The organism is Streptomyces sp. NPDC059832 (assembly GCF_042731715.1).
Taxonomy (GTDB): domain Bacteria; phylum Actinomycetota; class Actinomycetes; order Streptomycetales; family Streptomycetaceae; genus Streptomyces.
Map to the genome: position 1 here is coordinate 19,533 of NZ_JBHWIY010000030.1, position 25,033 is coordinate 44,565.

Here is a 25,033-nt window from a genome sequence, read left to right on the forward strand (position 1 = left end):
TACCCGTTCAGCCCAAGATAGGTTGGTCTGTATGCGTGCAGTGATACAGAGGGTGGACGGCGCGAGCGTCACGGTGGCCGACGGCGCGGACGGGTCGGGCGGGCCCGAGGTGGTCGGCGAGATCGTCGGCGAAGGGCTGTGTGTGCTGGTGGGAGTCACCCACGGGGACACCCCGGAGAAGGCGGCGCAGCTCGCCCGCAAGCTCTGGTCGCTCCGCGTCCTGGAGGGCGAGAAGTCCTGCTCCGATGTGAATGCACCGCTTCTGGTGATTTCGCAGTTCACTCTCTACGGGGACGCCCGGAAGGGCCGCAGGCCCACCTGGAACGCCGCGGCGCCCGGCGAGGTCGCCGAGCCTCTGGTCGACGAGGTGGTGGCGCAGCTGCGGGCGCTGGGCGCGCAGGTGGAGACGGGCCGGTTCGGAGCGGACATGCGCGTCTCGCTCACGAACCACGGCCCGTTCACCGTCGTCGTCGAGGTCTGAACCGACCCGGTCACGACACGGGACGTCCTACGGCTCGACGACCGTCTCCTGGGCCGCGGCCGTGTCCCCCGCGAGCAGTTCGGCGTCCACCGCGACGTTCCGCTTGACCAGGGCCAGCGCGATCGGCCCCAGCTCGTGGTGGCGGGCGGACGTGGTGATGAAGCCCAGCTGGCGCCCTTCGGCACCGTCCGCGGCGAGCCGTACCGGCGTGCCGTGTCCGGGCAGCAGGACCTCGCTGCCGTCGAGGTGCAGGAAGACCAGCCGGCGCGGCGGCTTGCCCAGGTTCTGCACCCGGGCCACCGTCTCCTGGCCTCGGTAGCAGCCCTTCTGAAGGTGTACGGCGGTGCCGATCCAGCCCAGCTCGTGCGGGATGGTGCGGTGGTCCGTCTCGAAGCCGAGGCGCGGGCGGTGCGCCTCCACGCGCAGCGCCTCGTACGCCAGGATGCCGGCCACCGGGCCGTGCGCCGCCGCGTACTCCTCCAGCTCGGCGCGGGGCAGGAACAGGTCCCGGCCGTACGCCGTCTCCCGTACCGTCACGCCGTCCGGGACCTCCGCGATGGAGCCGGCCGGCAGATACACCACGGCGAAGTCCTCGGTGCGGTCGGCGACTTCGACCCGGTAGAAGAACTTCATGGACTCCAGGTAGGCGACGAGGTCGCCCTGGGTGCCCGGCTCGGCGTGCATCCACACGGTCTCGCCGTCGTCGACGAGGTAGAGGGCGTGCTCGATGTGCCCGTTGGCGGTGAGGATCAGGGCCTCGGTGGCCTGGCCCGGGGCGAGTTCGCTGACGTGCTGGGTGAGCAGGAGGTGCAGCCAGGCCAGCCGGTCGCTGCCGGTGACGGTGACGACGGCGCGGTGCGAGAGGTCGACGAGGCCGGAGCCGTCGGCGAGGGTGCGCTGCTCGCGGAACAGGTCGCCGTAGTGCGCGGCGACGCCTTCGTCGCGGCCTTCGGCGGGGACGGCGCCGGGCAGGGACAGCAGGGGGCTCTTCATGCGACCAGCGTACGACGCGGTATGAACAACGCGGTCCGGGAGCCGGTGGCCGACCGCCGGCCGGCTCCTGCGCGCCCTACGGCTTGGGACCGGCCGCTTCGGCGGACGTCCCGCCGGCGTCCTCGGACGCCGCCTTCGCCGTGCACCCGGCGCAGCGGCCGAAGATCGCGAAGTGCTTCATGTCCGTCTCGAACCCGAAACTGCTCTGCAGCTTCGCGGTGAAATCGGCGACGACATCGACATCGGCCTCGATGACGTCCGTGCAGTCGCGGCAGACCAGATGGATGTGGTGGTGACGGTCGGCCAGGTGGTACGTGGGCGCCCCGTGCCCCAGGTGGGCGTGGCTGACCAGCCCCAGTTCCTCCAGGAGCTCCAGGGTCCGGTAGACGGTGGAGATGTTCACGCCGGACGCGGTCCTGCGCACCTCGGAGAGGATGTCGTCGGGCGTCGCGTGTTCCAGCGTGTCGACGGCTTCCAGGACAAGCTGCCGCTGCGGCGTCAGCCGATAGCCGCGCTGTCGGAGATCGGTCTTCCAGTCGGTGCTCACCACACGCCCAGTGTAGGACCGGGTGAGCACCTGTCCGCTGCTTGTGTGCGAGCGGAACCCGTGAGCCGGTGGGCTACTTGAAGAAGGCGATGCCGTCGTCCGGCAGGTCGCCGAGGCTCTTCGCCATCGCCTCGACCTCTTCCGGGGTGACGACCTTCTTCAGGTGCGCCGACATGTACGGGCGAAGCTCCACCTCGGGGGTGGCCTTCTCGCCGACCCACATCAGGTCGCTCTTCACATAGCCGTACAGCCGCTTGCCACCGCTGTACGGGCCGGAGGCCGCGGTCCGGGCCACCGCGTCGGTGACCAGGTCGATCTGCGGCTTCTTGTCGGCCAGCTCGCCGTACCAGATCTCGATGACGCCCTGGTCACGGACCATGACGACCTCGACCTTGCGGTCCTTGTCGATGCGCCAGTAGCCGGACTCGGACTCCAGCGGCCTGACCTTCTCGCCCTCGGCGTCGAGCACCCAGCTGTGCGAGACGTACTCCAGGAAGTCGCGGCCGTCGTGGCTGAAGGTGACTTCCTGGCCGAAGTTGCACTGCTCGGCGCCGGGGAAGTCGGAGACACCCGCGCCCGCCCAGTTGCCGAGGAGGAAGGCCAGCGGGACGAGGTCCGGGTGGAGGTCGGACGGGATCTCGATCATGAGCGGCTCAGACGATCTGTGAGGTGGGGGTGGCTGCGGACGTGACACATCGGGTGCGAGGTGTCACGTTGCGGTGACGGGACACCCGCGCAGGCGGAGCGGAGGCGGGGCGTGCGCGGAGTGGTCAGCGCTGACCCTGGTAGAGCTTCTTCACGGTCACGCCGGCGAAGGCGAGAACGCCGACGCAGACCAGGACCAGCAGGGCGGAGAAGAATGCCTCAAGCACGGGAACTCCTTGCAACGAGCGTTATGGCAGCAGTACGGGGCCGGGCCCCAGCCTAATGGGTTGGGGCCCGGCCCGCCGGTCCGGGGTTTGCCCGGGGACCGCCGGGAGGCAGGTCAGCCCAGCAGCTGGTTCTGCAGGATCACCGTCTGGTGGAACGGGACGCTCCGAGTGCTCTCCTTGCCCTTGCGGGACTGGACGACGAGGGCGAGCGTGTCGCCGGCGACCACGTAGCCCTGGCGGACCCGCGCCTCGCCGTACGGCTTCGCCTCGTCGTACACGTAGGACGAGGTGCCCTCCACCTTGCCGCCGCCGCTCCAGCCTTCGTCGAGAACCGTCTCGGGCGCCCCGACGAGCGGCACCAATGATCCGCCGGCGGTGATCGAGTCCAGGAAGGACTGGGCGAAGGCCGTCGAGTTGAACCGGACGAGATAGATCCGGGTCGATGTGCCGTCCGGCATGGTCCAGCCGCGGGCGGCGACGTGCCGCGGAGCCGAGTCCTTCAGCGTCTGCCCGATGCCGGAGCGCTTGCCCTCCGCGTACTCGGAGAGGTACTGCTCCGTGCTCACCCAGCCGCCGTCGAGCTTCTTGTCCGCGGTTGCTCCGGCCGGGGCGGGCAGCAGCAGACGCCGCAGGTCGGCGTGGTGGATCTCGGCGACGTTGCCGTCGCTGTACGGGCGGGGCGAGCCGGCCGGGAGCGCGGGCAGGCTGAGCTCGGGGTAGTCCCAGCGGCCGTCGCTCTCGGTGGCCAGACCGGGCACGTCGGTGCGCTCCATCGAGGTGACACCGAAGGCCGTACCGGCGCCGAACCCCCCGAGGACCAGGGCGGCGACGGTCCACCGGGCGATGGCCCGCAGCACACGCCGCGGCGGCTTCGGCGCCGGCGCCAGGGCCGGAAGGGGCTCGGGCGCCTGCGGTACGGGGGTGGCCTCGGCGGGCGCGGCGGGCACGGTCCCGGCGGGTGTTCCCGTCGTCTGCTCGGTCATACGTACTCCCCCGGAGACGCGATGTGGTTGAGCTGGTCCTTCAGGAGTTCGGCGACGGCCTTCCGGTCGAACGGCCTGGTGCCGGACGCCGAGACGCTGAGGCTCAGCTCGCCGTCGTACGCCAGACAGTTCATCGACTCGATGGAGTCCTTGCTGCCCTTGCGCAGGACGTAGCACCTGGCGTTCCTCGTGTGGCCCTCGATCTTCGGCTCCGTACGGAAGATGCCGATGGACTCGAAGAGGCCCGTCCTGAAGGTGTACAGGTTCCGGACGGCCTTCTTGTCCTTCATCCGCACGATCTCGGTGCTGATCGCCAGGGTGTTGCTGTCCTCGGTATAGGAACGGGCGGCGATGCCCTCGATACGGAGCTTGTCGATCCGTTTCTCGTAGGCCCGGCGCTCCTTGCCCGCGAGACCGCGGGCGTTCTGCTTCATGGCGGCGGTCGCCTTCTTGCCGCTCTGCTCGCCGTCATTGCCCATCTCCCCGTTGTCGGGGCCGAGCCGGTAGCCGGCCGGGACCGGCAGCAGCAGCTTGCTGAGCTCGGTGGAGGCCCGGCCCCGGGCCACGTCACCGGCCGGGTCCTTGCCCGGCTTGTGCTCGGGCTCCGCCACGAGGCGGGTCCTGACGCCGCGGTCGGCGCCGTCCACCGAACTCTTGGTGTACGCGGCAGCGCCCGCGACCGCGGCGACCACCAGCACGACGGGAAGCGCCAGGAGGAGCACCCGGCGCGGACGGCCGGAGGCAACAGTCCCGGAGACGTCGGTCCCGGAGGCGTCGGCGTTCTCGTCGGGAGTGGTCACCTGCGGGGTCACGTCGCTCACAGGCGCTCCAGCTGTCTCTCGGCCAACGTCCGGATGTCCTTCTTGCTGATCGGTACGGTGTCGTACAGGTGGATGTCGGCCACGATGTCGCCGCGGTACACGGTGGCCCTGGCGTGGTAGGACGGCAGGTATCCCGGCTTCCGGTCGACCTCGTAGAGGAAGTAGCGGCCGTTGCCGCTGCCCTTGATCGCGTCGCCGCTGTTGCCCGCGCCGATCTCGGTTCCGGGCATGTACCTGAGCTGAGCCTCGGCGAATTCCCGGGCCCCCTGGAAGGTCGACGAGCCGAACTGCACGAGATTGGTCTCAGCGGTGCGGTACTGCCCGCGCTTCCAGGCGGCGCTCGCGATCCGGCGTATGTCGCTCTCCAGGAAGTACTCGTACATGGAGCCCTCCTCCTCGAAGGAGCGGGCGTAGATGTCCGGGCTCAACCAGCCGTCGCCGATGCCCAGCACCGAGTTGTCGTCGTCGCTCCAGCCCGCGGGCCTGTCGGCGATCAGCCTGCGCAGGTCGCCGTCGGTCCTGACCCGACGGTCCTGGGACGCGGGCAGCGGGTCGGGGGCCTTGCCCGGGGGCAGTGCCTTCGCCGGGTACGCCAGATCGGACTGCGACAGGGCGGGCAGCGGGGTCGGGGCGCGTCCGGCCTGTACGTCGTAGCCCACGGCGGTGCCGCCCGCGATGCCGAGCACCGCGGCAGCGACGACAAGCAGCGCCGTACGCCCGCGCGGGCGCTTCGCGACGGGCGCGGCGACCGGGGCGGTTTCGGGCTCGGCCACGGGCGGCTCGGGAACGAGCGGCTCGGGAACGGGCCGGGGCTCGGGTCCGCCCTCAGGCACCGGCCCGTCAGAAGTAGTGTTTTTCGGTTCCAATTGGGGTCCCCCCACGAGACCAGAAGCGCTGATTCCGTTATCCGCGCACACACCTGACCGCCGCCGAGGAGATGAGGTTGCCCTCCTGGCGATTACAGTTCGGCATATGCCGAAGAAGCTCGTGATCAAGGTGACCGCAGGTGCCGACTCCGCCGAGCGCTGCTCGCAGGCGTTCACGGTGGCCGCGGTCGCCGTCGCCAGTGGCGTGGAGGTCTCGCTCTGGCTGACCGGGGAGTCCTCCTGGTTCGCGCTGCCGGGACGCGCCGCCGAGTTCGAGCTGCCGCACGCCGCGCCGCTGCCGGATCTGATCGAGTCGATCCAGGCGGGTGGCCGGATCACCCTGTGCACGCAGTGCGCGGCCCGCCGTGACATCACCGAGCAGGACGTCCTGGAGGGCGTGCGGATCGCCGGTGCGCAGGTCTTCGTCAGCGAGATCATGGCCGACGGCGTCCAGGCCCTCGTCTACTGATACCGACGAGGGGCGCCGCTCCCGCGGAGGGGCGCTACCGCCGCTTCTTGCCGTCGAGCTCGTCCCACCACTCGTCGGACTTCGGGTCGCCGGACGGATCGTCCCACCAGCGGTCGTCCGGCCCGCGCCGGTTGGCGACCATGGCCGCGACGGGCGGGATGACCATCGCCACGACGCACATCGCTATCGCGGCGGGCATCGACCACAGCCTGACGAAGGACCAGGCCGATACGAAGAGGACGATGCAGCCGCCCATCATCAGGAAATAGCCGCGACGGCGTCGCGCGTACATGACTCCAGGGTAGGCCTCACCGCCGCCCGTGCGAACGACTCGGCCGTGCCCGGACGGCACGAAGGGCCGTACCCCGTCCAGGAAGGCGTCCAACCCCCTGGGGCACGGCCCCTCGGCCGATCCGTGTCGCGGCACGCGGGCCGCGGTGGGAAGCGCAGGAACCGGACCGGGCCCTGCCCGGTCCGATCCGAACGGACGACCCTAGACGGCGATTGCCACCTCGGAGAGGCCACCGGTCTGCGCCACGACCGTGCGGTCGGCGCTGCCGCCCGGGACGAGGGCGCGCAGCGTCCAGGTGCCCTCGGCCGCGTAGAAGCGGAACTGTCCGGTCGCCGAGGTCGGGACCTCGGCGGTGAACTCGCCGGTCGAGTCCAGCAGGCGCACGTAACCGGTGACGGGCTCGCCGTCGCGGGTCACGCTGCCCTGGATGGTGGTCTCACCGGGCTTGATGGTCGAAGCGTCGGGGCCGCCGGCCTTTGCTCCACACATGGTGTTACGTCCTTCTGGGTCGGGGGTCGTGCTGGTCCGGGTCGTGCGGAGTTACTTGTTGGCGCCGAGCTCGATCGGCACACCCACGAGGGAGCCGTACTCGGTCCACGAACCGTCGTAGTTCTTGACGTTCTCCTGGCCGAGCAGCTCGTGCAGCACGAACCAGGTGAGCGCGGAGCGCTCGCCGATACGGCAGTACGCGATGGTGTCCTTCGCCAGGTCGACCTGCTCGGCCTCGTAGAGGGCCTTGAGCTCGTCGTCCGACTTGAAGGTGCCGTCGTCGTTGGCGTTCTTCGACCACGGGATGTTGCGGGCGCTCGGCACGTGGCCGGGGCGCTGGGACTGCTCCTGCGGGAGGTGCGCCGGGGCGAGCAGCTTGCCGCTGAACTCGTCGGGCGAACGCACGTCGACCAGGTTCTGGTTGCCGATCGCCTTCACGATGTCGTCGCGGTAGGCGCGGATCGACTCGTCCTGCGGCTGCGCCTTGTACTCGGTGGCCGGGCGGGACGGGATCTGGTCGCCGTCGACCAGGTCGCGGGAGTCGAGCTCCCACTTCTTGCGGCCGCCGTCGAGCAGGCGGACGTCCTGGTGACCGTAGAGCTTGAAGTACCAGAACGCGTAGGACGCGAACCAGTTGTTGTTGCCGCCGTACAGGACGACCGTGGTGTCGTTGCCGATGCCCTTCTCGGACAGCAGCTTCTCGAACCCGGCCTGGTCGATGAAGTCGCGGCGGACCGGGTCCTGGAGGTCCTTGGTCCAGTCGATCCGGATCGCGTTCTTGATGTGGTTCTTCTCGTACGCCGAGGTGTCCTCGTCGACCTCGACGAGAGCGACCTTCGGGTCGTCGATGCGGGCCTCGACCCAGTCGGCGTCTACCAGGACGTCACTGCGGCTCATTCTGTTCTCCTCCGGGGCAGTCTGCGGCGAGATGATGCGAGACGGTGCGTGATGCGGGTGTACGGCGGCGCGGCGTGCGGCACACGTACAACGGCGATCGGGATGGGCCCTGACGTCGGTCCGAGGGCCGGGGGAATGCGGGGTGCCGAAGGCTCCCGCTCAGACAGTGCGACAGAGCATGGCGGCGACGCGGCACAGGTCCACTGCCCGCCGCTTCGTGAGATCCGCCCGTCCCCGCTGTGGGAGACCGCCAATAGAGCACTGCATGGGACCGATCGTAGGGAGGTACGGGCGGACATGTCACCGCCGTGTCGAATCCTGAGACGCGATCGTCCGTCATGCGAGATGAGAAGAGGATCGGGCCGCCCCTCGCTCTGCTCCCGTGCCGTCGGCGGGCATCGGCCATCTACGGATCGGACATGGCCGTCTCAGTATGTGGCGCGCGGGGGCATCGAGGCATGCGGCGGGCGGGGCACGGTCCGGGCTCGGGGCCTCAACCGGCGAGCTGCACGTCCGTACCCGTGACCGAGATCTCCAGGCCGTCGGCGGTCGGCTGGATCTTCTGGAGCTTCAGACCGCTCGGCAGGCCGCCGACCTCCCGGTCGAAGTCGGTCTTCTGGCGCACCATCCCCTCCAGTCCGGGGACGCCCGCACCCGGCACCTCGTCCGCGTGCACCCGGAGGGTGTGGCCGTCGACGAGGGTGACGGTGGAGAGCACGCTGCGCGAGATCGGGCGGCCGAGGACGTCGACCGTGCCGGTCACCTTCACCTTGTTGTTGCCGCCGTACTCGACGGCGACGCCGTCGCTGGCGGCCTCGGTGAGGTCCTTGTACGAGATGACGGCGGTGCCCGTGGCTCGGGCGGCGGTGGCGCTGGAGTAGTCGTCGGCCGGCTTCACGTCGTGCAGCGCGGCGTCCATCCTGCTGATCCGGAGCCTGCGGCCGTTGGTGGCGGTCTCGATGCCGGTGATCTCGACATCGACCTCGTCGAACCGGCCCCCGGCGACCTGTGTCAGGAACGGGAATCCCTTGATGGAGACGTCCGTCGAGCCGATCGTGGCACCGGTGACCCGGATCCGCCCGGCCGCCTCCGACTCGGCGAAGTACACCGCCGCCCGGTCGACGGCGACGAAGATCCCGCCCAGGACCACCACGATGACCAGCAGTATCCGCAGTGCACGCATGCCCGCTCTTTCCCCCACCCTGCAATCCGGCCGGACCCCCGGGCGCCCCGCACGTCCACCGAACGTGACACGGCGCCCCGGGTGATCGACGAGCGGGCACCCCTCTTCGGTTCCCGGGGCGGTCCGGTCCCGCGCTACGAGATCGCGCGGCCGATCAGGTACACGGCGGGCGCCGCGGCGGTGAGCGGCAGCGCCACACCGGCGGTCATGTGGACGAAGCGCGACGGGTAGTCGTAGCTCGCCACCCGCAGCCCGATCAGCGCACAGCCCCCCGCCACGAGGCCGAGCAGCGCGCCCTTCGTGCCCAGGTCGGTGAGTGTCCCGGCCACGGCGCCACCGCCCGCGGCGGCGAGCAGCGCCACCACGACCGAGGCCGGTCCGGGCAGCGGCACCGCGCGGACGAGCACCGCGACCGCGACGGCCACCGCGCCCACCGTCACCGCGTCCGGGACCGCCGCGAGGTGTCCGGCGGCCATGACCGACAGGGCGGCCGACGCGACGGTGGCCATCAGCCCCTGCATCCGCTCGTCGGCGCTCGCACGGCTGCGCAGCTGGAGGACCACGGTGAGCAGCACCCAGATGCCGAGGGTGCCGAGGATGGCGGCCGGTCCGTTCTCCCGGCCCGCGGCGAGCAGCGCGATGTCGGCGACGAGGCCGCCCGCGAACGCGAGCGCGATGCCCTGCCGGGCCGGCCACATGCCGTTGAGCCGGAACCAGCCAGCCGCGGTCACGGCCTGGAGCAGCACCAGCGGTACGACCAGGGCGTACGGCCCGATCGCGGCGCCCAGGGCGAGCAGCAGCCCGAGTCCGGCGGTGATCGCGGCGGGCTGCACGCCCGGCGCGATGATCGGCGAGCGGCCCTCGGCGCGGGCCCGCTGGGCGTCGGTGATGCGGCTGTTGCCCAGGGTGGTGGGAGCGCTGTAGCCGGCCGCGTCGTGCGCGGAGTCGGGGGGCGTGGCGCCCTGGGCGGGCCCGGCCGGCTCGGCGGCGGGGGTGGCAGGTGCCACCGGCGCCTCGGGCGGCAGCGGGTACGAGCCCGAGGCGCCCTGCGGCGACAGATGGGGCGGCAGGTAGGCGGTCTCGGCGGCGGCCGGAACGGGCTGCACGGGCTGGGCCGGCTGGGCCGGCTGGGCCGGCTGCGCGTGCCGGGCCGACTGGATGACCGGCTGGTACCGGGTGTCCCAGGTCTGGCCCTCCCACGTCTGCGCGACAGCGGGGTCCTGCGGACCGTGGGCCGCGGACGCGGCGGGCTCCTGCGCGTAACCACCCGGCCAGGCCTGCCCGGGGCCCGCCTGCGGTGCCTGGGGGGCCTGCGGTGCCTGGCTCTGGTCGTACACGCCCTGCGCCTGCTGCGGGGATCCGTACGACGGATACGAGGGCTGCTGACCGTACGGCTGCGCACCGTAGGCCTCTCCCCCGTACGGCTGCGCACCGTACGACTGCGGCGCACCGTACGGCTGCGCACCGTACGACTGGTCGCCGTACGACTGGTCGCCGTACGGCTGCGCACCGTGTGCCTGCGGCTCCCGGCCGTCCGACGGGTCGTCGTGGCCCGGACCGTACCCGTGACGCGGGTCCTGTCCGTACGGATGCTGCTGATCGTTGCTGCTCATGTTCTGCGGTTCACCCTCCTGCGAACGGCGGGAGCACCTCGACCGTGCCGCCCTCGGCAAGGCGTACGGTCTCATGGCCGCGGGTCCCCACGGGGTCACCGTCGATGAGGAACGAGCACCTTTGCAGCACTCGGGTGAGCTCTCCGGGGTGCCGTTCACGCACGGCGTCGAGCGCCTCGGCGAGGGTCGCAGCCGTGTACGGCTCCTCCGCGGTCCCGGCCGCGGCCTTGGCGGCGGCCCAGTAGCGGATGGTTCCCGCAGGCATGGCGCCACTCCTCTCGTCTCTCGTCAGCTGTCCATCATCGGTCACGGCGCCGTCGCCCAGTCGGCGATGCGGGTGAGCAAGGTCTCGTCCGCGGCGTTCTCCGCATGCCCCATGCCGCGCTCCAGCCACAGTTCGGCACCGTCGCCCGCCGCGTCGGCCAGCGAGCGCGGGTGGTCCAGCGGGAAGTACGGGTCCCGGTCGCCGTGCACGATCAGCAGCGGCGCCGGAGCGATCAACCCGACGGCCTCGACCGGCGAGAGCGGCACCGGATCCCAGGCGTTGCGGTCGATCCGGGTGTGCAGGCCGTAGCGGCCGACCACCCGGCCCATGGGGCGGGTGACCACCCAGTGCAGGCGGCGCATCGGGGCCGTGCCCCGGTAGTACCAGCGGGCGGGGGCGCTCACGGCCACCACCGCATCCGAGTGCGCCTCCGTACGTGCCCCGGTGCGCCCCTCGTGCTCCGCAACGCCACCGGTTTCCGCGTCGTCCGCCGGCCGCGCCGCGTACAGCGCCCCGTGCCGCAGCACCACGGAACCGCCCATCGAGAACCCGACGGTCACCACCCGGCGGTGTCCGAGCGCCCGCGCCCACGCCACCGCCGCCGCCAGATCCAGCACCTCGCGGTCGCCCACCGTCGACCGCCCGCCGGACCCGCCGTGCCCCCGGAACGAGAACGTGACCACGGCCGCACGCCCGGCGAACACCCCGGCGGCACGGCGCACCGCGGGCCTGTCCACCGAACCGGTGAAACCGTGCGCGAGCACGATCGCAGTACCGTCGAAGGATGCCCCCGCAGCGGCCCCGGCACCCGCCGTACACGGTTCGTACACCGCCTCGATCCGCACCCCGTCATCGGTACGCAATGTGGTGCGCAGGGGACCGGGCGTGATCGAGGGAACAGCGGAACTCCGAAATCGCCCCTCGGACACAGAACTCATGTGGGCTATTGTGCTGGGAAGAGGATCCGGGCAGAGCAGCCCCCGGGTCCTTTTGTGCTTTCCAGGCGTTGTTACGGCGACGTTTCCACAAGCTCAGCGGTCCCAGGGCGCGGGACCGCACCCGTGGGACCAGCACGAAACATACGAAGAAGTGCCGCATACTCCCCCGGGCCCGGCCCGGGAGTGCCCCTCTCGCAGGGAACGAGGAGGACCGACGTAATGGGCGAGCGAACCGTGCACGATCATCGACCGACGACCCAGGCAGGTGGGCGGCGATGAGTTCACTGCTGCTCCTGACGAATGCCCTTCAACCGTCGACGGAGGTGCTTCCCGCCCTCGGTCTCCTGCTTCACAGCGTGCGGGTGGCGCCGGCCGAAGGCCCCGCTCTCGTCGACACGCCCGGTGCCGACGTCATCCTGATCGACGGCCGCCGCGATCTCCCCCAGGTGCGGTCGCTCTGCCAGCTGCTGCGGTCCACCGGGCCGGGCTGTCCGCTGATCCTCGTCGTGACGGAGGGCGGTCTCGCGGCCGTCACCGCCGACTGGGGCATCGACGACGTACTGCTGGACACGGCGGGACCGGCCGAGGTCGAGGCCCGGCTGCGGCTGGCCACCGGCCGGCAGCAGATCACCGCCGACGACTCCCCGATGGAGATCCGCAACGGCGACCTCTCGGTCGACGAGGCCACGTACAGCGCGAAGCTGAAGGGCCGGGTCCTGGACCTGACCTTCAAGGAATTCGAACTGCTCAAGTACCTGGCGCAGCACCCGGGCCGGGTCTTCACCCGCGCCCAGCTGCTCCAGGAGGTCTGGGGCTACGACTACTTCGGCGGCACACGCACGGTCGATGTCCATGTGCGACGGCTGCGCGCCAAGTTCGGCCCCGAGCACGAGTCGCTGATCGGCACGGTCCGCAACGTCGGCTACCGCTTCGTGGCACCCGAGAAGGTGGAGCGCGCGGCCGAGGAGGCGAAGGACCGGGCCGCGGCGAGGGCGGCCGTCGAACCCGTAACCCGTTCGGAGCAATCACGGGCTGCCGGGATGCCGGAAGAAGCCCCGGTCCGGCCTGCCGGAAGGTAGGTATATCCGCGTAGACTGCCGCGCGTGGCCAAGGTGACGCGGGACGATGTGGCGAGACTGGCGGGGACGTCGACCGCGGTCGTCAGCTACGTCATCAACAACGGACCGAGGCCGGTCGCCCCGGCCACGCGCGAGCGGGTACTCGCCGCGATCAAGGAGCTGGGCTACCGGCCGGACCGGGTTGCCCAGGCGATGGCCTCGCGGCGGACCGATCTCATAGGGATGATCGTGCCGGACGCCCGGCAGCCGTTCTTCGCGGAAATGGCGCACGCGGTCGAACAGGCCGCCGCCGAGCGCGGAAAGATGGTGCTCGTCGGCAACTCCGACTACCGCGACGAGCGCGAGGTCCACTATCTGCGGGCCTTCCTCGGCATGCGGGTCTCCGGCCTGATCCTGGTCAGCCAGGGCCCCAGCGAGCGGGCGGCGGCCGAGATAGAGGCGTGGGACGCGCGGGTCGTGCTGCTGCACGAGCGGCCGGAGGCGATCGACGACGTCGCGGTCGTCACCGACGACGTCGGCGGGGCCCAGCTCGCCACCCGGCATCTGCTGGAGCACGGCAACGAGTACGTGGCCTGCCTCGGCGGCGTGGAGTCCACCCCGGCGGTCGGTGACCCGGTCGCCGACCACGTCGAGGGCTGGCGCCGGGCGATGCACGAGTCGGGACGCTCGACGGAGGGGCGGCTCTTCCAGGCCCCGTACAACCGTTACGACGCCTATCAGGTGGCGCTGAAGCTGCTCGCCGGGCCGGACCGGCCGCCGGCGATCTTCTGCTCGACGGACGACCAGGCCATCGGTGTGCTGCGGGCCGCGCGCGAGCTGCGGATCGATGTGCCCGGGGAGCTCGCGGTGGCGGGCTTCGACGACGTGAAGGAAGCCGGTCTGACCGATCCGCCGCTGACGACGGTCTTCTCGGACCGCCCGGCGATGGCACGGGCCGCGGTGGACCTGGTGCTCGACGACTCGCTGCGGGTGTCGGGGTCGCGGCGGGAGCGGCTGAAGCAGTTCCCCTCGGCGCTGGTGGTACGGCGCTCCTGCGGCTGCGGGGAGCCGACGGCCAGGTAGTCCGGGCCTCGGGCCGCCACACTCCTTATATCGGGCATACGAGGTTCTGCCGGGCTTCTCAGGACGTGCTCAGGGTTCTCTCATCTTCGCCGGACACGCTCATAGGCATGACAGAGAGCCAGCGCCCGAGCGGCGAGTACCCGATGTACCCCTCGTACGGCAACGGCGACGCGGCCTACCCGCCGCCGCCGTCATACCGGCCCGCGCAGCCGATCGCGACGGGCCCCGGAACCACCGTGTGGCCCGGCGGGAACGGCGGCGACGGGCACGGCGGCGACGGAGGCAGCGGACCCGCCTTCCCGCCGCCCGCGCCGCCGGAGCCGGCCGCGCCCCGGCACCGGGCCAGGCGGCCGGTCGCCCTGCTGGCGGCCGTGGCCATCGCGGCGGCGATCGTCGGCGGCGGCACCGCCACCGTCATCGAGCAGCTCACCGGCAACGGCTCGAACAGCGCGGCCGGCAGTGTCATCCCCGGCACCACCGTCTCGCAGAGCAGCAAGGGCACCGTCGCCGGTGTCGCCAAGGCCGTCTCGCCGATGATCGTCGAGATCAACGCGACCTCGACCGCGGGCGAGTCCACCGGCTCCGGCGTGATCATCACCTCCGACGGCGAGATCGTCACCAACAACCACGTCATCTCCGGCGCCTCGTCGGTCAAGGTGTCGCTCAGCACGGGCCGGACGTACACCGCCGACGTGGTCGGCACCGACCCCGACAAGGACCTCGCGCTCATCAAGCTCCGGGGCGCGAGCGGCCTGAAGACGGCCACGCTGGGCGACTCCTCGGCGGTCGCGGTCGGCGACCAGGTCGTCGCGATCGGCTCGCCCGAGGGCCTCACCGGCACCGTCACCAGCGGCATCGTCTCCGCCCTCGACCGCGATGTCACCGTCGCCAAGGAGAACGGCAGCGGCCAGGGGCAGAGCGGCGGCGAGCAGTGGCCGTTCGAGTTCGGCGGCCGGCAGTTCAACGGCGACACCGGCAACTCCACCACCACGTACAAGGCCATCCAGACCGACGCCTCGCTCAACCCCGGCAACTCCGGCGGCGCGCTCATCAATATGAACGGCGAGATCATCGGCATCAACTCCGCGATGTACTCGGCGAGTTCGGCCGGCGGATCCGACAGTTCGAGCGCGGGCAGCGTGGGTCTCGGCTTCGCCATCCCGGTGAACACGCTCAAGGCCGACCTCGACACCCTGCGGGCCGGCAACAGTTCCTGAGGAGACACTCATGCACCACCCCGCCCACACCCCCACCGGCCCGGCCGACCTTGCTCTGCCCCTCGCCCTCGTCATGGAACGGGCCGCGCACGGGCCGCGCCGGGTCCCTGAGGTCCGTACCACCACCGATCGCGGGCGCCGGGCCGCACGACGACGCGCCATGGCCGTGCGAGGCTGAGAGGCGGAAGGCACAGCAGTACGGGAACGAGAAGAGGACAACGAGCGATGAGCCCCGCCGAAGACGATCCGCAGCGCATCCTGATCGTCGACGACGAGCCCGCCGTACGCGAGGCCCTGCAACGCAGTCTCGCGTTCGAGGGCTACGGCACCGAGGTGGCCGTCGACGGTCTCGACGCCCTCGCCAGGGCCGAGTCGTACGCCCCCGACCTCATCGTCCTCGACATCCAGATGCCCCGGATGGACGGCCTGACCGCCGCCCGCCGGCTCCGCTCCACGGGCACCACCACCCCCATCCTGATGCTCACCGCCCGCGACACCGTCGGCGACCGGGTCACCGGTCTCGACGCGGGCGCCGACGACTACCTGGTCAAGCCCTTCGAGCTGGACGAGCTCTTCGCCCGCATCCGGGCCCTGCTGCGCCGCAGCTCGTACGCGGCCGCGGCGGGCGGCGGCGTCCCCGACGACGATGTGCTGGCCTTCGCGGACCTCCGGATGAACCTCGCCACCCGCGAGGTCACCCGGGGCACCCGCCGGGTCGAGCTGACCCGCACGGAGTTCACCCTCCTGGAGATGTTCCTGGCCCATCCGCGGCAGGTGCTGACCCGCGAGCAGATCCTGAAGGCGGTGTGGGGCTTCGACTTCGAGCCGAGCTCCAACTCCCTGGACGTGTACGTGATGTACCTGCGCCGCAAGACGGAGGCGGGTGGCGAACCGCGCCTCGTGCACACGGTGCGGGGGGTCGGCTACGCGCTCCGCTCCGGCGGCGGTGACGGATGACCGGGGCGCTGCGTCGGCTCCGCGCCCTTCCGCTGCGCTCCCGGCTCGCACTGCTGGTGGCCACGGCGGTCGCGGTCGCGGTCGCGGCGGTCGCGGCGGCCTGCTGGGTCGTGACGAGGGTGCAGCTGGAGAGCCAGCTGGATGCCTCGCTGCGCAATGTCACGGTCAGCGAGGTCTACATGCAGCAGCTGTTCGTCGCATGCACCCACCCCGACCGGGCGACCGTCCCGCCGGTCGGAGGGACGTACACCGTGCAGCTCGTCACCGTGTCCGGGAGCACCTGCACCTCCGCCGGGGCCTCGCCGATCGGTGTGACGGCCGCCGACATCGCCGTGGCCGCCGGTGTACGGGACAACGCCCTGCACACGGCCGCCACGAAGAGCGGCAAGAAGATGCGCGTGTACACGTACGCGTACGAGACCCACAACCCGGCGCCCGGCCTGGCCCCGGGGAGCTTCGCGGTCTCCGTCGCCCGTCCGATGAGCGAGATCGACGACCCGCTCTCCACCCTCGCCTGGGTCCTCCTGGTCGTCTCCGGCATCGGCGCCGTCGGCGCCGGCGCGGCCGGTCTCTGGGTGGCCCGCACCGGGCTGCGCCCCGTCGACGAGCTCACCGAGGCCGTCGAGCACGTCGCCCGTACCGAGGACCTCACCGTCCGCATCCCGGTCGACGGCGAGGACGAGATCGCCCGGCTGTCCCGCTCCTTCAACTCGATGACCGCGTCGCTGGCCAGCTCCCGCGACCGCCAGGCCCAGCTGATCGCCGACGCGGGGCACGAGCTGCGGACCCCGCTGACGTCCCTGCGCACCAACATCGAGCTCCTCGCCCGCAGCGACGACACCGGCCGCGCCATCCCGCCCGACGACCGCAGGGCCCTGATGACCTCGGTCAAGGCGCAGATGACCGAGCTGGCCTCGCTCATCGGCGACCTCCAGGAACTGGCCCGCCCCGACGCCCCCGGCCCCGGCCCGCTCCAGGTCGTCGCGCTGCACGACATCGCGGACACGGCCCTGGAACGCGCCCGGCTGCGCGGACCCGAGCTGACCATCAGGGCGGACCTGACCCCTTGGTACGTACGGGCCGAGCCCGCCGCGCTGGAGCGGGCGGTGGTCAACGTCCTGGACAACGCGGTCAAGTTCAGCCCGCCCCACGGCACGATCGAGATCGCCCTGCGCGACGGCGAACTGACCGTCCGGGACCAGGGACCCGGCATCCCCGCCGACGAACTCCCCCACGTCTTCGAACGCTTCTGGCGCTCCCCCTCCGCCCGCCAGCTCCCCGGCTCGGGCCTGGGGCTGTCGATCGTCGCCCGCACGGTCCAGCAGTCGGGCGGCGAGATCACCCTGCGCCCGGCGGCGGACGGTCCGGGCACGGTCGCCTCGATCCGGCTGCCGGGGGCGCCGCAGCCGCCGCCGGAACTCTGAGCGCGGGCCCTCAGCCCCCCGGGTTGTGCCGGATCAGGGATTCGACCAGGCCGGACCGGGTGGCGGGGAAGTCCAGCGGGACGATGCCGAGGCCGGTCCAGCCGGCTGCCTCCGAGCCGTCCAGGAACGACTGCACCTGCGGGTTGAGCCGGTCCGCGTTCCAGCGCGGCGGCATCAGGGCGGCCGTGCTGACGTAGTTCATGTACAGCTTCCCGGGCTGCTGGGCGGCCTTGCGGAACTGGGCCTCGATCTTCGGGTACTTGGCGAACGGCTCCGCCATGTAGTCGTCCTGGATGTCGAAGAGTTCCGAATCGGCGTACCGGACACCGGGCAGCCCGCCGTTGTCGGCCAGCAGCACGACCTTGCCGCGCGCCTCGCCCAGCGAGGGCAGTGCCGGGTCGATACGGAACAGGGGCCGCCAGCCCCTGCCGTCGAGGTAGTCGTCGAAGACCGCCCGGAACGCCGCGTCGCTCTCCTCCGAGTACTCCTGCTTGACCCGCATCAGCACGGTCTCGGTGGGGTGCGCCGCCAGGAAGTCCCAGCAGGCGCCCAGCACATCGCCGAACATCAGGTTCTGGTACGAGGCCCCGTGATGGATCGCGAAGGAGCCGCCGGTGATCCGGCACCGTACGTCGAGGAAGCGCAGCCCGCTGTTCAACTGCTCGGCGACGGTGGTGTTCTGGCACTCGGTCCACGGGCCGCCGTAGCGGGCACCGGTGTCGTGCGAGCCGGGGATCGTGAGGCGTTGCAGCGCGGTGGCGTCGGGGATGGCGCCCATCCAGTCCTGCGTGGTGAGGACCTGGCGGGTCGCGGCACCCGCGGGGCCCGTGCCGATCAGGACGGTGGCGGTGGCGGCGAGGGCGCCGGCCAGGAAGTTCCGGCGCGTGGCGGTGTACGGGCTCATGCGGGGGGTGCCTCCGTCTGCCGTGGGGGGTCAGCCGTCAGATTATGACGGGTGCACGTCACTACGGGAACAGGGCCGCGTCACGGAGGCGGTGCCGCGTCGCGGGCTCAGGCCGAGCCCGTGAGCAGGTCCAGCCCCAGCGGGGTGCAGGAGTGCCAGACCGCCTTGCCCTCGCGCTGGGTGACGATGAGTCGTGCGTCCCGGAGCGCCTTCGCGTGTTCGGAGGCCGACGACTTGCTGATGTCCAGTTCCCGGGCGATGTCCGTGGTGGTGAGCTGCTGGGTGAGCAGGCCGAGAGCCGCGGCCCTGGTCCGTCCCAGCAGGGCGCTCAGTGGATGGTCCTCGCCGTCGCGTGCGCCCAGCAGCGGCAGCGGTGTCAGCGCCGGGTAGATGAGGACGCTCGGGGCGTCGTCGTGCACGGCCATCAGGGGCGGGCCGTCCCACACGGCGGACGGCAGCAGGACCAGGCCGTGTCCGGTCAGGGTGACCTCGGCCTCCTTGGCGCAGTCGAGGACCAGGGTCGTCCCGTGCCAGCGGCCACCGGGGATGAGACCGGCCAGCGTCGCGCGCATCCCGTGTTCGGCGAGCTGCCGGGTGCGCCAGGCGCGCTCGGCGTCGAAGCCCGACCGGATGCGGCTCCAGGACGGGGCCACGAGGCCCGTGTACGCCGACCGGAGCGACCGCTCCAGCTCCTGCCAGGCGGCCGTGTCCCGGTCCGCCAGCCCGCGAAGCCACGGGGTGACCGACATGCTCGTCCGGCACACCCGGTCCAGTTCGCCGCGGACGGTGTCCGTGGGGGCCGACAGGACCGCGTCCAGGCCGTCCTCCAGTCCTCGGCTCACCGGGTCGAGGAACATCGGCCCCGTCGCCGTCGGCGGCACCAGCTCCAGCAGCCTGCGCGCCTCGCGCGGAAAGCCCGCCCGGACCGTGCGATGCCACCGTCCGAAGACCGGTGAGACCTCCCGCTGAGCCATCGCGGCCACCAGGACCAGCTCCATCAGCGGCGCAGGCCCGGTCGCGAACGTCACCCCCAACAGGTCCTCGGGCGTGAATCGCACACTGAGCATCCGTCCCCCTCGTTCCGGCGCCGGGCCTCTCCCGGTGTCGCCCCATGGTTCGGCCAGAACCGAACAGATCGCCGTCCGCCGGCCCGGTCCCGACCATGGGACACGCAACGCATTCGAGGGTGGCCTCGGCCCTCCTCGGGCGGAAGCACCAATTCGGCCCCGTGCGAACCGCTCGCACCGGGCCGGGCCCGGACCGACGGGGGTGGGCTCCCGCAGCCGTCCACGCGGCTGCGGGAGCCGAGTGTCCGGCAGCCCATCCGTACGCACGAGAATCACAGGAGTCACAGATGAACCTGTTACGAACCTTCTCCCTGAAGCGGACGACCCTGGCGGCCACCGCCGTGGCCGCGGTCGGCGCCGTCACGCTCGGGCTCGCGCCCACGGCCAGTGCGTCATCGCAGAACATCGACACCTGGTCGTCGTTCTGGCAGCCCTGCGGCACCTATATGTGCCTCTACTACAGCCCCGGCCTCAAGAATGCGAGCTGGACACCGACCCGGACCTCCGACGCGGACCTCGCCGGCAACAAGTTCGCCAACCACGGCACGGGCTCGGCCGGCGCCGGGCAGGTGGTGCGCAACAACGCCGCCTCCATGGGCAACCACACCACCAACTGCCACGTCACGGTCTTCTCCAAGACCAGCTTCCACGGCAACACCAACTGGCTCCGGGCCGGGCACGCGGGGAACCTGACGACCCTGCGCAACGACAACGCCTCGATCCGGGTGGACGGCTGCACCTGAGCCCGCCCACCCCGCACCACCGCCCCGCCCGCTCCGCACCTCGCACGCAGTGCGGGGCGGGCGGGCCCCGGCCGGACGGCCACAGGAGCGGACCGACCAAGGAGTTGATCGTGGCAGCACCACGCGTGAACACGGAACGGGCCGCGTTCCGGCGCCGTACGGCATGGCTCGCCGTACTGTCCGCCGCCGCACTCGCCGCCCCGTTCCTCGTCTCCGGCTGCGGCGGCGGACCGCCGGGCACACCGGCCGACCGGCCGCCCGTCGCCACGCCCGCACCGACCACCACGGTGGGCCTCCGGCTGCCGCTGAACACGTATCTGCCGACACCCGGGGAACAGGCCACCGGCGAATACCTCGTCTACCGCGTGCAGCAGCACTGCATGCGCGGCTACGGCTTCCGCTACCTGCCCCACCTGTCGTCGGATTACATCGGCACCACGGTCGCGACCTGGCGTGAGTACGAGTCGCGCCGCTACGGAATCAGCGAGCTGACCATCGCCGCACGGCGCGGATACCACCTCGCCGACGCGCCCGCCGAAACCCGTGCCCCGCAGGCCGCCACCACCCTTTCGATCCCGGAACGCGAAGTGCTGTCGGGCCGCGCACCCGACGGACGGAGGATGACAACACCCGTACGGAACAAGGACGTTCCCGACGGCGGATGCGCCGGGCTGGCCGAGCGCACCGTGCACGGGGACCGAACGGCAGAGGTCCAGCGGGGCTACGACCTGGTGGCCCGGCTGCGCGGTGAGGCATTCGACCGCTCGCGCCCCGACCCCCGCGTCGCGGCGGTGAACCGGAAGTGGTCCTCCTGCATGCGGGGCAAGGGGTTCGCCTACCGCGACCCCGACGCGGCGATCGACGATCCGCGCTGGGACCTGCTGAGCCCCGGCCCGAGCCGTGCGGAGGTCGCCGTCGCCACCGCCGACATCTCCTGCAAGCTGCGGACCAATCTGCTGGGGGTGAACTTCGCCGTCGAGGCGGAGTACGAGAACGCCGCCATCGACGCACACCCGCGGGAGCTGGCGAAGGTACGTGACCACAAGGCCGCCGAGGCCGAACTGCTCCCCGGCCTGATGCGCAGGTACGACCGGGCCTCACAGCCCTCGTGAGAGGAGCCCGCCCTCACGCGTCCCGGAACGGTCGGTTCCCCGCGCCGAGGGCATGGGCCGCCACGTCACAGGGCGATCAGCCCGGCTGTCGTCTCCGTGAAGCCGCAGGCATCGAAGTAGAACGGACGCAGGTGTTCCTCGAAGTCGACGTGCAGCCACTCGCACCGCGCGGCACGGGCTTCCTCGGCCGCCTTCGCGACGAGCGCGGCGCCGACTCCTCTCGCCCGGCCGTGCCCGGCGACGACCGTGTCCAGGATGAAGGCATGGGCTCCGCCGTCCCAGAGGACGTTGACGAAGCCGATCAGGCTGCCGTCCTCCCACGCGCAGACCCAGCCCAGGCTGTGACGCTCAAGCCGTGCTCGCCAGTCAATCCCGGCGACCGGGTGACCGAAGCCATCGGCGTGCAGCGCGCTGAGGGAGGCGTTGTCGAAGTCGCCCCGCCACTCGTACGTGATGGTCACGCCCCGATCGTAGGTCCCGCGGCTTCCCGTACCGCAAGACGGTCCGGGCCACGCACGCGAGGGGCGGTGGGCCCGCCGGCCCACCGCCCCGCTCACCCGCGTACGGGAGTTACTGGATGACCGTGATCCGGTCCGTCGCCGGCGGGGCCAGCGGTGCCTCGGCCGAGGAGTGCGCCGCCAGGTAGGCGTTGAAGACGTCCAGGTCGGACGGGCCGACCAGCTTGTTCGTGCCCTGGCCGAGCGCCGCGAAGCCGTCGCCGCCGCCTGCCAGGAACTCGTTCATCGCGACGCGGTAGCTCTTGGCGGGGTCGATCGCCTCGCCGTTCAGCTTGATCGTGTCGGTGACCACGCGGGCCGCGCCCGTCTTCGTCATGTCCAGGGTGTAGGTGAGGCCCTTCGAGACCTGGAGGATCTTCGGGCTGGCCTCGTTGGAGCCGCTGACCTGCTGCTGGAGCGCTTCGATCAGCTGGGCGCCGGTCAGGTCGACGACGTTCATCATGTTGGTGAAGGGCTGCACGGTGAACGACTCCCCGTACGTCACCACCCCATCGCCCTCGCTGCCGGACGCCTTGTGCACCAGGTCCGCGCGGATACCGCCCGGGTTCATGAAGGCGACGACCGCCCCGCCCTTGTCCGCCGGGGCCAGGCCCTCCAGCTGGGCGTCGGCGATCAGGTCGCCGAGCGGCTTCTCGGGGGCCGTGGAGCCGCGGCCGTTGATGTCCGCGGTGATGTAGCCCTGCGGCCTGTTCGAGATGGGTGCCGCGAGGGTGTTCCAGCGGGCGATCAGGGCCGTCATGTCATTGGCCTTGGGCTGGTCCCGGCTGACGACGTGGTTCGCCGACTTCGGGTTCTTGGCACCGGCCGACTTCACCGACGTACGGACGATGTCCTTGGTGCGGCGGTCGTAGGTGAGCGTCGTGTCGGTGTAGAGCTTGCCGAAGGAGGACGCCGAGGTGACCATGCGCGGGTTGCCCGACGGGTCCGGGACGGTGCAGACGTACGCCTGGTGGGTGTGGCCCGTGACCAGGGCGTCGACCTTGGGCGTGATGCCCTTGGCGATGTCGACGATCGGCCCGGAGATGCCGTCACCGGCGCCGGAGCTGTCGCAGTCGTAGTTGTACGAGGTGGAGGCCGGGGCCCCGCCCTCGTGGATCAGCGCGACGATGGACTTGACGCCCTGCCGGTCCAGCTCCTTGGCGTACTTGTTGATCGTCTCGATCTCGTCGTGGAACTTCAGGCCCTTGACGCCGTTGGCCGTGACGATGTTCGGCGTGCCCTCCAGGGTCACCCCGATGAAGCCGACCTTGACGCCGTTCTTCTTCCAGACCGTGTAGGGCTTGAGGATCGGCTTGCCGGTCTTCTCGCTCGTCACGTTGGCGGCGAGGTAGGGGAAGTCGGCGCCCTTGAACTTCTTGTTCTTCTCGTAGCACCCCTCGACCGGGTGGCAGCCGCCGTTCTGGAGGCGGGCCAGCTCGGTGGCGCCCTCGTCGAACTCGTGGTTGCCGACGCTCGTCACATCGAGGTCGATCTTGTTGAGCGCCTCGATGGTCGGCTCGTCGTGGAAGAGACCGGACAGCAGCGGGCTCGCGCCCACCATGTCGCCACCGGCCGCGGTGATCGAGTACGGGTGCCCCTTGCGCGCGGTGCGCAGCGAGGAGGCGAGGTACTCGATGCCACCGGCCGGAATCGCCTTGGTGGTGCCGTCGGCCTGCGTCTCGTTGACCGTGCCCGCGGAGCCGGCCGGCGGCTCCAGGTTCCCGTGCAGGTCGTTGAAGGACAGCAGCTGCACGTCGACGGTACGGCCGGGCTTGTGGTGCCCGTGCCCGTGTCCATGGCCGTGGCGGTCCTGGGCGCCGGCCGGCATCGCGGCGACGAGCGCGCCGACGGTGGCGAGCCCGGCCGCGGCGGCGAGCACCCGCCGGGGCGCGCGGTTCTTCTGCGGTGTCGCTGACATCGGTCCCCTTGTGAGTTCAGCGGGAGGTTCGAAAGTGGTGACGAGTCTGGAGACTTCGTGCGCAGCCTAGGGTCAACGCGCGTAGCGCGACAGGTTTCCCGGGTTACGAACTGGTTGCCATGCGGTGGGTACGGCCCCGAACGGCCACACCTCACTCGTATGGCTCACATATGCGGGCAGAAACGTCCCGGCATGCATGTACGACGCAGGCCTGTACGCCATGGACGACGAACCGGAATCCAAGGCCGTCGTGCCTGGCCGGCGGGCATCCGAACTGCCACCGGGCTTCCACGGGATGGCCGACGACCTGAAGTCGATCGTGCGCGGCGCGCATGTGTGGGCCCAGCTGAAGGTCAACACCGAGATGCTCCGGATGTACTGGGAGATCGGGCGGACGATCCTGGCGCGACAGCGGGAGGAGAAGTGGGGCGCCGAGGTCATCGCCCGCATTGCCGCCGAGCTGAAGGCGGAGTTCCCGACCCAGCGGGGGTTCAGTACGCGGAACCTCCAGTACATGCAGCAGATGGCCCGAACATGGCCCGAACGGTTTGCGCAACAGGCTGTTGCGCAATTGCCATGGGGCCACATCGCCACCCTCATGACTTCCTGCAAGACCCGCCCTGAGCTGGACTTCTACGCCCAGCACGCAGTCCGCAACGGCTGGTCCCGGGACGATCTGACCTCGGCGATCCACCACGCCCTGCACCTCTCCCACGCCGCCGCGATCAACAACTTCGACGCCGCCATCCCCGAGCGGTCCGAGGCCGCGAAGGAGATCATCAAGGACCCGTACCGGCTCGACTTCACCGAACTGGGCGGCCGGCACACGGAGCGGGACTGGAGGACGCCCTCGTGGCCCACCTCGTCGGGTTCCTCACCGAGCTGGGCGTGGGCTTCGCCTTCGTGGGGCGGCAGTACCCCGTGGTCGTGGGCGACAGCGAATACCGCATCGACCTGCTCTTCTACCACTGCAAGCTGCACTGCTACGTCGTGCTGGAACTGAAGACCCGAAAAGCTCACCCCGAGCACTTCGGGCAGCTCGGGTTCTATGTGTCCGTGGTCGACGATCTGGTGCGGGACAAGGAGTTCGACGGGCCCACCATCGGCATTCTCATCGCCGAGAGCCGCGACCGGTCGATGGTCGAGTACGCGTTGCGCGGCCACAACCAGCCGCTGGCCGTCAGCACCTACGCCGGTCTGCCCGACCGCGTGCGCGAGCTGCTGCCCAGTGCCGAAGATCTCTCCCGTATCGCCGACGGTGTACTGAACACGCCGCAGACCACGGCCTGAGTCCCGAAGCACCCGCACACCACCCCGGCACCCACCCCGCCCCCGTACGCTCGT

General features: G+C 71.0%; 29 protein-coding genes and 1 pseudogene. 12 read left to right on the forward strand and 18 right to left on the reverse strand.

All coding sequences use genetic code 11. The annotated features are described in order from the left end of the window. The first annotated feature begins 31 nt into the window (after nucleotides 1–31). The gene (dtd, locus tag ACFV8T_RS35275; protein WP_385335552.1) at nucleotides 32–481 is read left to right on the forward strand and encodes a D-aminoacyl-tRNA deacylase; all 450 of its coding nucleotides are present in this window, start codon (nucleotides 32–34) and stop codon (nucleotides 479–481) included. A gap of 27 nt (nucleotides 482–508) precedes the next feature. Here dtd and ACFV8T_RS35280 read toward each other — a convergent pair whose 3' ends face one another. The 6 genes from ACFV8T_RS35280 to ACFV8T_RS35305 form a co-directional block, all read right to left on the reverse strand. After that, on the reverse strand, nucleotides 509–1,474 hold the full coding sequence (locus ACFV8T_RS35280; protein WP_385335554.1) for a YgfZ/GcvT domain-containing protein: 966 nt from the start codon (nucleotides 1,472–1,474) through the stop codon (nucleotides 509–511). A gap of 76 nt (nucleotides 1,475–1,550) precedes the next feature. Next, nucleotides 1,551–2,024 (reverse strand): Fur family transcriptional regulator, encoded by a 474-nt coding sequence (locus ACFV8T_RS35285; RefSeq protein ID WP_385335556.1) that lies wholly within the window; start codon nucleotides 2,022–2,024, stop codon nucleotides 1,551–1,553. A gap of 70 nt (nucleotides 2,025–2,094) precedes the next feature. Then, nucleotides 2,095–2,667: an FABP family protein gene (locus ACFV8T_RS35290; RefSeq protein ID WP_385335558.1), complete on the reverse strand. Its 573-nt coding sequence runs from the start codon at nucleotides 2,665–2,667 to the stop codon at nucleotides 2,095–2,097. Nucleotides 2,668–3,006: 339 nt separating this feature from the next. Then, nucleotides 3,007–3,876, reverse strand: a complete 870-nt coding sequence (locus ACFV8T_RS35295) for a hypothetical protein (RefSeq protein WP_385335560.1) — start codon at nucleotides 3,874–3,876, stop codon at nucleotides 3,007–3,009. Then, the gene (locus ACFV8T_RS35300; RefSeq protein ID WP_385335562.1) at nucleotides 3,873–4,697 is read right to left on the reverse strand and encodes a hypothetical protein; all 825 of its coding nucleotides are present in this window, start codon (nucleotides 4,695–4,697) and stop codon (nucleotides 3,873–3,875) included. Before ACFV8T_RS35300 ends, ACFV8T_RS35295 begins: the two co-directional genes overlap by 4 nt. Further along, the gene (locus ACFV8T_RS35305; RefSeq protein ID WP_385335564.1) at nucleotides 4,694–5,470 is read right to left on the reverse strand and encodes a hypothetical protein; all 777 of its coding nucleotides are present in this window, start codon (nucleotides 5,468–5,470) and stop codon (nucleotides 4,694–4,696) included. The genes ACFV8T_RS35300 and ACFV8T_RS35305 overlap by 4 nt, the downstream gene beginning before the upstream one ends. A gap of 199 nt (nucleotides 5,471–5,669) precedes the next feature. Between ACFV8T_RS35305 and ACFV8T_RS35310 the strand changes: the two genes are divergently transcribed. Then, nucleotides 5,670–6,032, forward strand: coding sequence for a DsrE family protein (locus ACFV8T_RS35310; RefSeq protein ID WP_124717294.1), 363 nt, complete (start codon nucleotides 5,670–5,672; stop codon nucleotides 6,030–6,032). Nucleotides 6,033–6,066: 34 nt separating this feature from the next. Here the strand turns inward: ACFV8T_RS35310 and ACFV8T_RS35315 are convergent, their stop codons facing one another. From ACFV8T_RS35315 to ACFV8T_RS35350, 8 genes are all read right to left on the reverse strand, one after another. After that, nucleotides 6,067–6,324, reverse strand: a complete 258-nt coding sequence (locus ACFV8T_RS35315; RefSeq protein WP_266416239.1) for a DUF3099 domain-containing protein — start codon at nucleotides 6,322–6,324, stop codon at nucleotides 6,067–6,069. 201 nt (nucleotides 6,325–6,525) lie between these two features. After that, nucleotides 6,526–6,813, reverse strand: a complete 288-nt coding sequence (locus ACFV8T_RS35320; RefSeq protein WP_018490348.1) for a DUF1416 domain-containing protein — start codon at nucleotides 6,811–6,813, stop codon at nucleotides 6,526–6,528. A 51-nt stretch (nucleotides 6,814–6,864) separates the two neighbouring features. Further along, complete coding sequence (locus ACFV8T_RS35325) at nucleotides 6,865–7,710, reverse strand: sulfurtransferase (protein ID WP_385335566.1); 846 nt, start codon at nucleotides 7,708–7,710, stop codon at nucleotides 6,865–6,867. A 159-nt stretch (nucleotides 7,711–7,869) separates the two neighbouring features. Further along, nucleotides 7,870–7,977: a putative leader peptide gene (locus ACFV8T_RS35330; RefSeq protein WP_350983699.1), complete on the reverse strand. Its 108-nt coding sequence runs from the start codon at nucleotides 7,975–7,977 to the stop codon at nucleotides 7,870–7,872. 226 nt (nucleotides 7,978–8,203) lie between these two features. Beyond that, nucleotides 8,204–8,893, reverse strand: a complete 690-nt coding sequence (locus tag ACFV8T_RS35335; protein ID WP_385335568.1) for a DUF2993 domain-containing protein — start codon at nucleotides 8,891–8,893, stop codon at nucleotides 8,204–8,206. Nucleotides 8,894–9,027: 134 nt separating this feature from the next. Further along, nucleotides 9,028–10,506, reverse strand: a complete 1,479-nt coding sequence (locus ACFV8T_RS35340) for a hypothetical protein (RefSeq protein WP_385335570.1) — start codon at nucleotides 10,504–10,506, stop codon at nucleotides 9,028–9,030. 10 nt (nucleotides 10,507–10,516) lie between these two features. Beyond that, nucleotides 10,517–10,771 carry a MoaD/ThiS family protein gene (locus ACFV8T_RS35345; RefSeq protein WP_124717298.1) on the reverse strand — a complete coding sequence of 85 codons (255 nt, stop codon included), beginning with the start codon at nucleotides 10,769–10,771 and terminating at the stop codon, nucleotides 10,517–10,519. 41 nt (nucleotides 10,772–10,812) lie between these two features. Beyond that, entirely contained in the window at nucleotides 10,813–11,709 is an 897-nt protein-coding gene (locus tag ACFV8T_RS35350) for an alpha/beta hydrolase family protein (protein ID WP_385335572.1), read from the reverse strand. A 275-nt stretch (nucleotides 11,710–11,984) separates the two neighbouring features. Here ACFV8T_RS35350 and ACFV8T_RS35355 point away from each other — a divergent pair, with 275 nt between their 5' ends. The 6 genes from ACFV8T_RS35355 (at nucleotide 11,985) to ACFV8T_RS35380 (ending at nucleotide 17,448) form a co-directional block, all read left to right on the forward strand. Next, the gene (locus ACFV8T_RS35355; RefSeq protein WP_385335574.1) at nucleotides 11,985–12,788 is read left to right on the forward strand and encodes a winged-helix domain-containing protein; all 804 of its coding nucleotides are present in this window, start codon (nucleotides 11,985–11,987) and stop codon (nucleotides 12,786–12,788) included. 24 nt (nucleotides 12,789–12,812) lie between these two features. Then, nucleotides 12,813–13,850 carry a LacI family DNA-binding transcriptional regulator gene (locus ACFV8T_RS35360; RefSeq protein ID WP_266416251.1) on the forward strand — a complete coding sequence of 346 codons (1,038 nt, stop codon included), beginning with the start codon at nucleotides 12,813–12,815 and terminating at the stop codon, nucleotides 13,848–13,850. Between the two features lie 107 nt (nucleotides 13,851–13,957). Continuing rightward, a complete protein-coding gene (locus ACFV8T_RS35365; protein ID WP_385335577.1) occupies nucleotides 13,958–15,067 on the forward strand; it encodes a S1C family serine protease in 1,110 nt (369 codons plus the stop codon). Nucleotides 15,068–15,077: 10 nt separating this feature from the next. After that, nucleotides 15,078–15,245, forward strand: coding sequence for a hypothetical protein (locus ACFV8T_RS35370; protein ID WP_385335579.1), 168 nt, complete (start codon nucleotides 15,078–15,080; stop codon nucleotides 15,243–15,245). A 47-nt stretch (nucleotides 15,246–15,292) separates the two neighbouring features. Beyond that, on the forward strand, nucleotides 15,293–16,024 hold the full coding sequence (locus tag ACFV8T_RS35375; RefSeq protein ID WP_385335581.1) for a response regulator transcription factor: 732 nt from the start codon (nucleotides 15,293–15,295) through the stop codon (nucleotides 16,022–16,024). After that, on the forward strand, nucleotides 16,021–17,448 hold the full coding sequence (locus ACFV8T_RS35380) for an ATP-binding protein (protein ID WP_385335583.1): 1,428 nt from the start codon (nucleotides 16,021–16,023) through the stop codon (nucleotides 17,446–17,448). Before ACFV8T_RS35375 ends, ACFV8T_RS35380 begins: the two co-directional genes overlap by 4 nt. 10 nt (nucleotides 17,449–17,458) lie before the next feature. Here ACFV8T_RS35380 and ACFV8T_RS35385 read toward each other — a convergent pair whose 3' ends face one another. Beyond that, entirely contained in the window at nucleotides 17,459–18,352 is an 894-nt protein-coding gene (locus ACFV8T_RS35385) for a phosphatidylinositol-specific phospholipase C (RefSeq protein WP_385335585.1), read from the reverse strand. A gap of 107 nt (nucleotides 18,353–18,459) precedes the next feature. After that, nucleotides 18,460–19,419, reverse strand: coding sequence for an ArsR/SmtB family transcription factor (locus ACFV8T_RS35390; protein WP_385335587.1), 960 nt, complete (start codon nucleotides 19,417–19,419; stop codon nucleotides 18,460–18,462). A gap of 287 nt (nucleotides 19,420–19,706) precedes the next feature. Between ACFV8T_RS35390 and ACFV8T_RS35395 the strand changes: the two genes are divergently transcribed. Beyond that, nucleotides 19,707–20,162 (forward strand): hypothetical protein, encoded by a 456-nt coding sequence (locus ACFV8T_RS35395; RefSeq protein ID WP_385335589.1) that lies wholly within the window; start codon nucleotides 19,707–19,709, stop codon nucleotides 20,160–20,162. Between the two features lie 110 nt (nucleotides 20,163–20,272). Then, entirely contained in the window at nucleotides 20,273–21,274 is a 1,002-nt protein-coding gene (locus tag ACFV8T_RS35400; protein WP_385335591.1) for a hypothetical protein, read from the forward strand. A gap of 65 nt (nucleotides 21,275–21,339) precedes the next feature. Here the strand turns inward: ACFV8T_RS35400 and ACFV8T_RS35405 are convergent, their stop codons facing one another. Both ACFV8T_RS35405 and ACFV8T_RS35410 read right to left on the reverse strand, forming a co-directional pair. Next, nucleotides 21,340–21,735: a GNAT family N-acetyltransferase gene (locus ACFV8T_RS35405; protein WP_385335593.1), complete on the reverse strand. Its 396-nt coding sequence runs from the start codon at nucleotides 21,733–21,735 to the stop codon at nucleotides 21,340–21,342. 109 nt (nucleotides 21,736–21,844) lie between these two features. Continuing rightward, the gene (locus ACFV8T_RS35410) at nucleotides 21,845–23,689 is read right to left on the reverse strand and encodes a bifunctional metallophosphatase/5'-nucleotidase (protein WP_385335595.1); all 1,845 of its coding nucleotides are present in this window, start codon (nucleotides 23,687–23,689) and stop codon (nucleotides 21,845–21,847) included. Nucleotides 23,690–24,053: 364 nt separating this feature from the next. Between ACFV8T_RS35410 and ACFV8T_RS35415 the strand changes: the two are divergent. Both ACFV8T_RS35415 and ACFV8T_RS35420 read left to right on the forward strand, forming a co-directional pair. Then, nucleotides 24,054–24,335: pseudogene (locus tag ACFV8T_RS35415) on the forward strand (DUF1016 N-terminal domain-containing protein); the annotation flags it as partial. A 206-nt stretch (nucleotides 24,336–24,541) separates the two neighbouring features. Continuing rightward, entirely contained in the window at nucleotides 24,542–24,979 is a 438-nt protein-coding gene (locus ACFV8T_RS35420) for a PDDEXK nuclease domain-containing protein (RefSeq protein WP_385335597.1), read from the forward strand. Nucleotides 24,980–25,033: the final 54 nt, after the last annotated feature.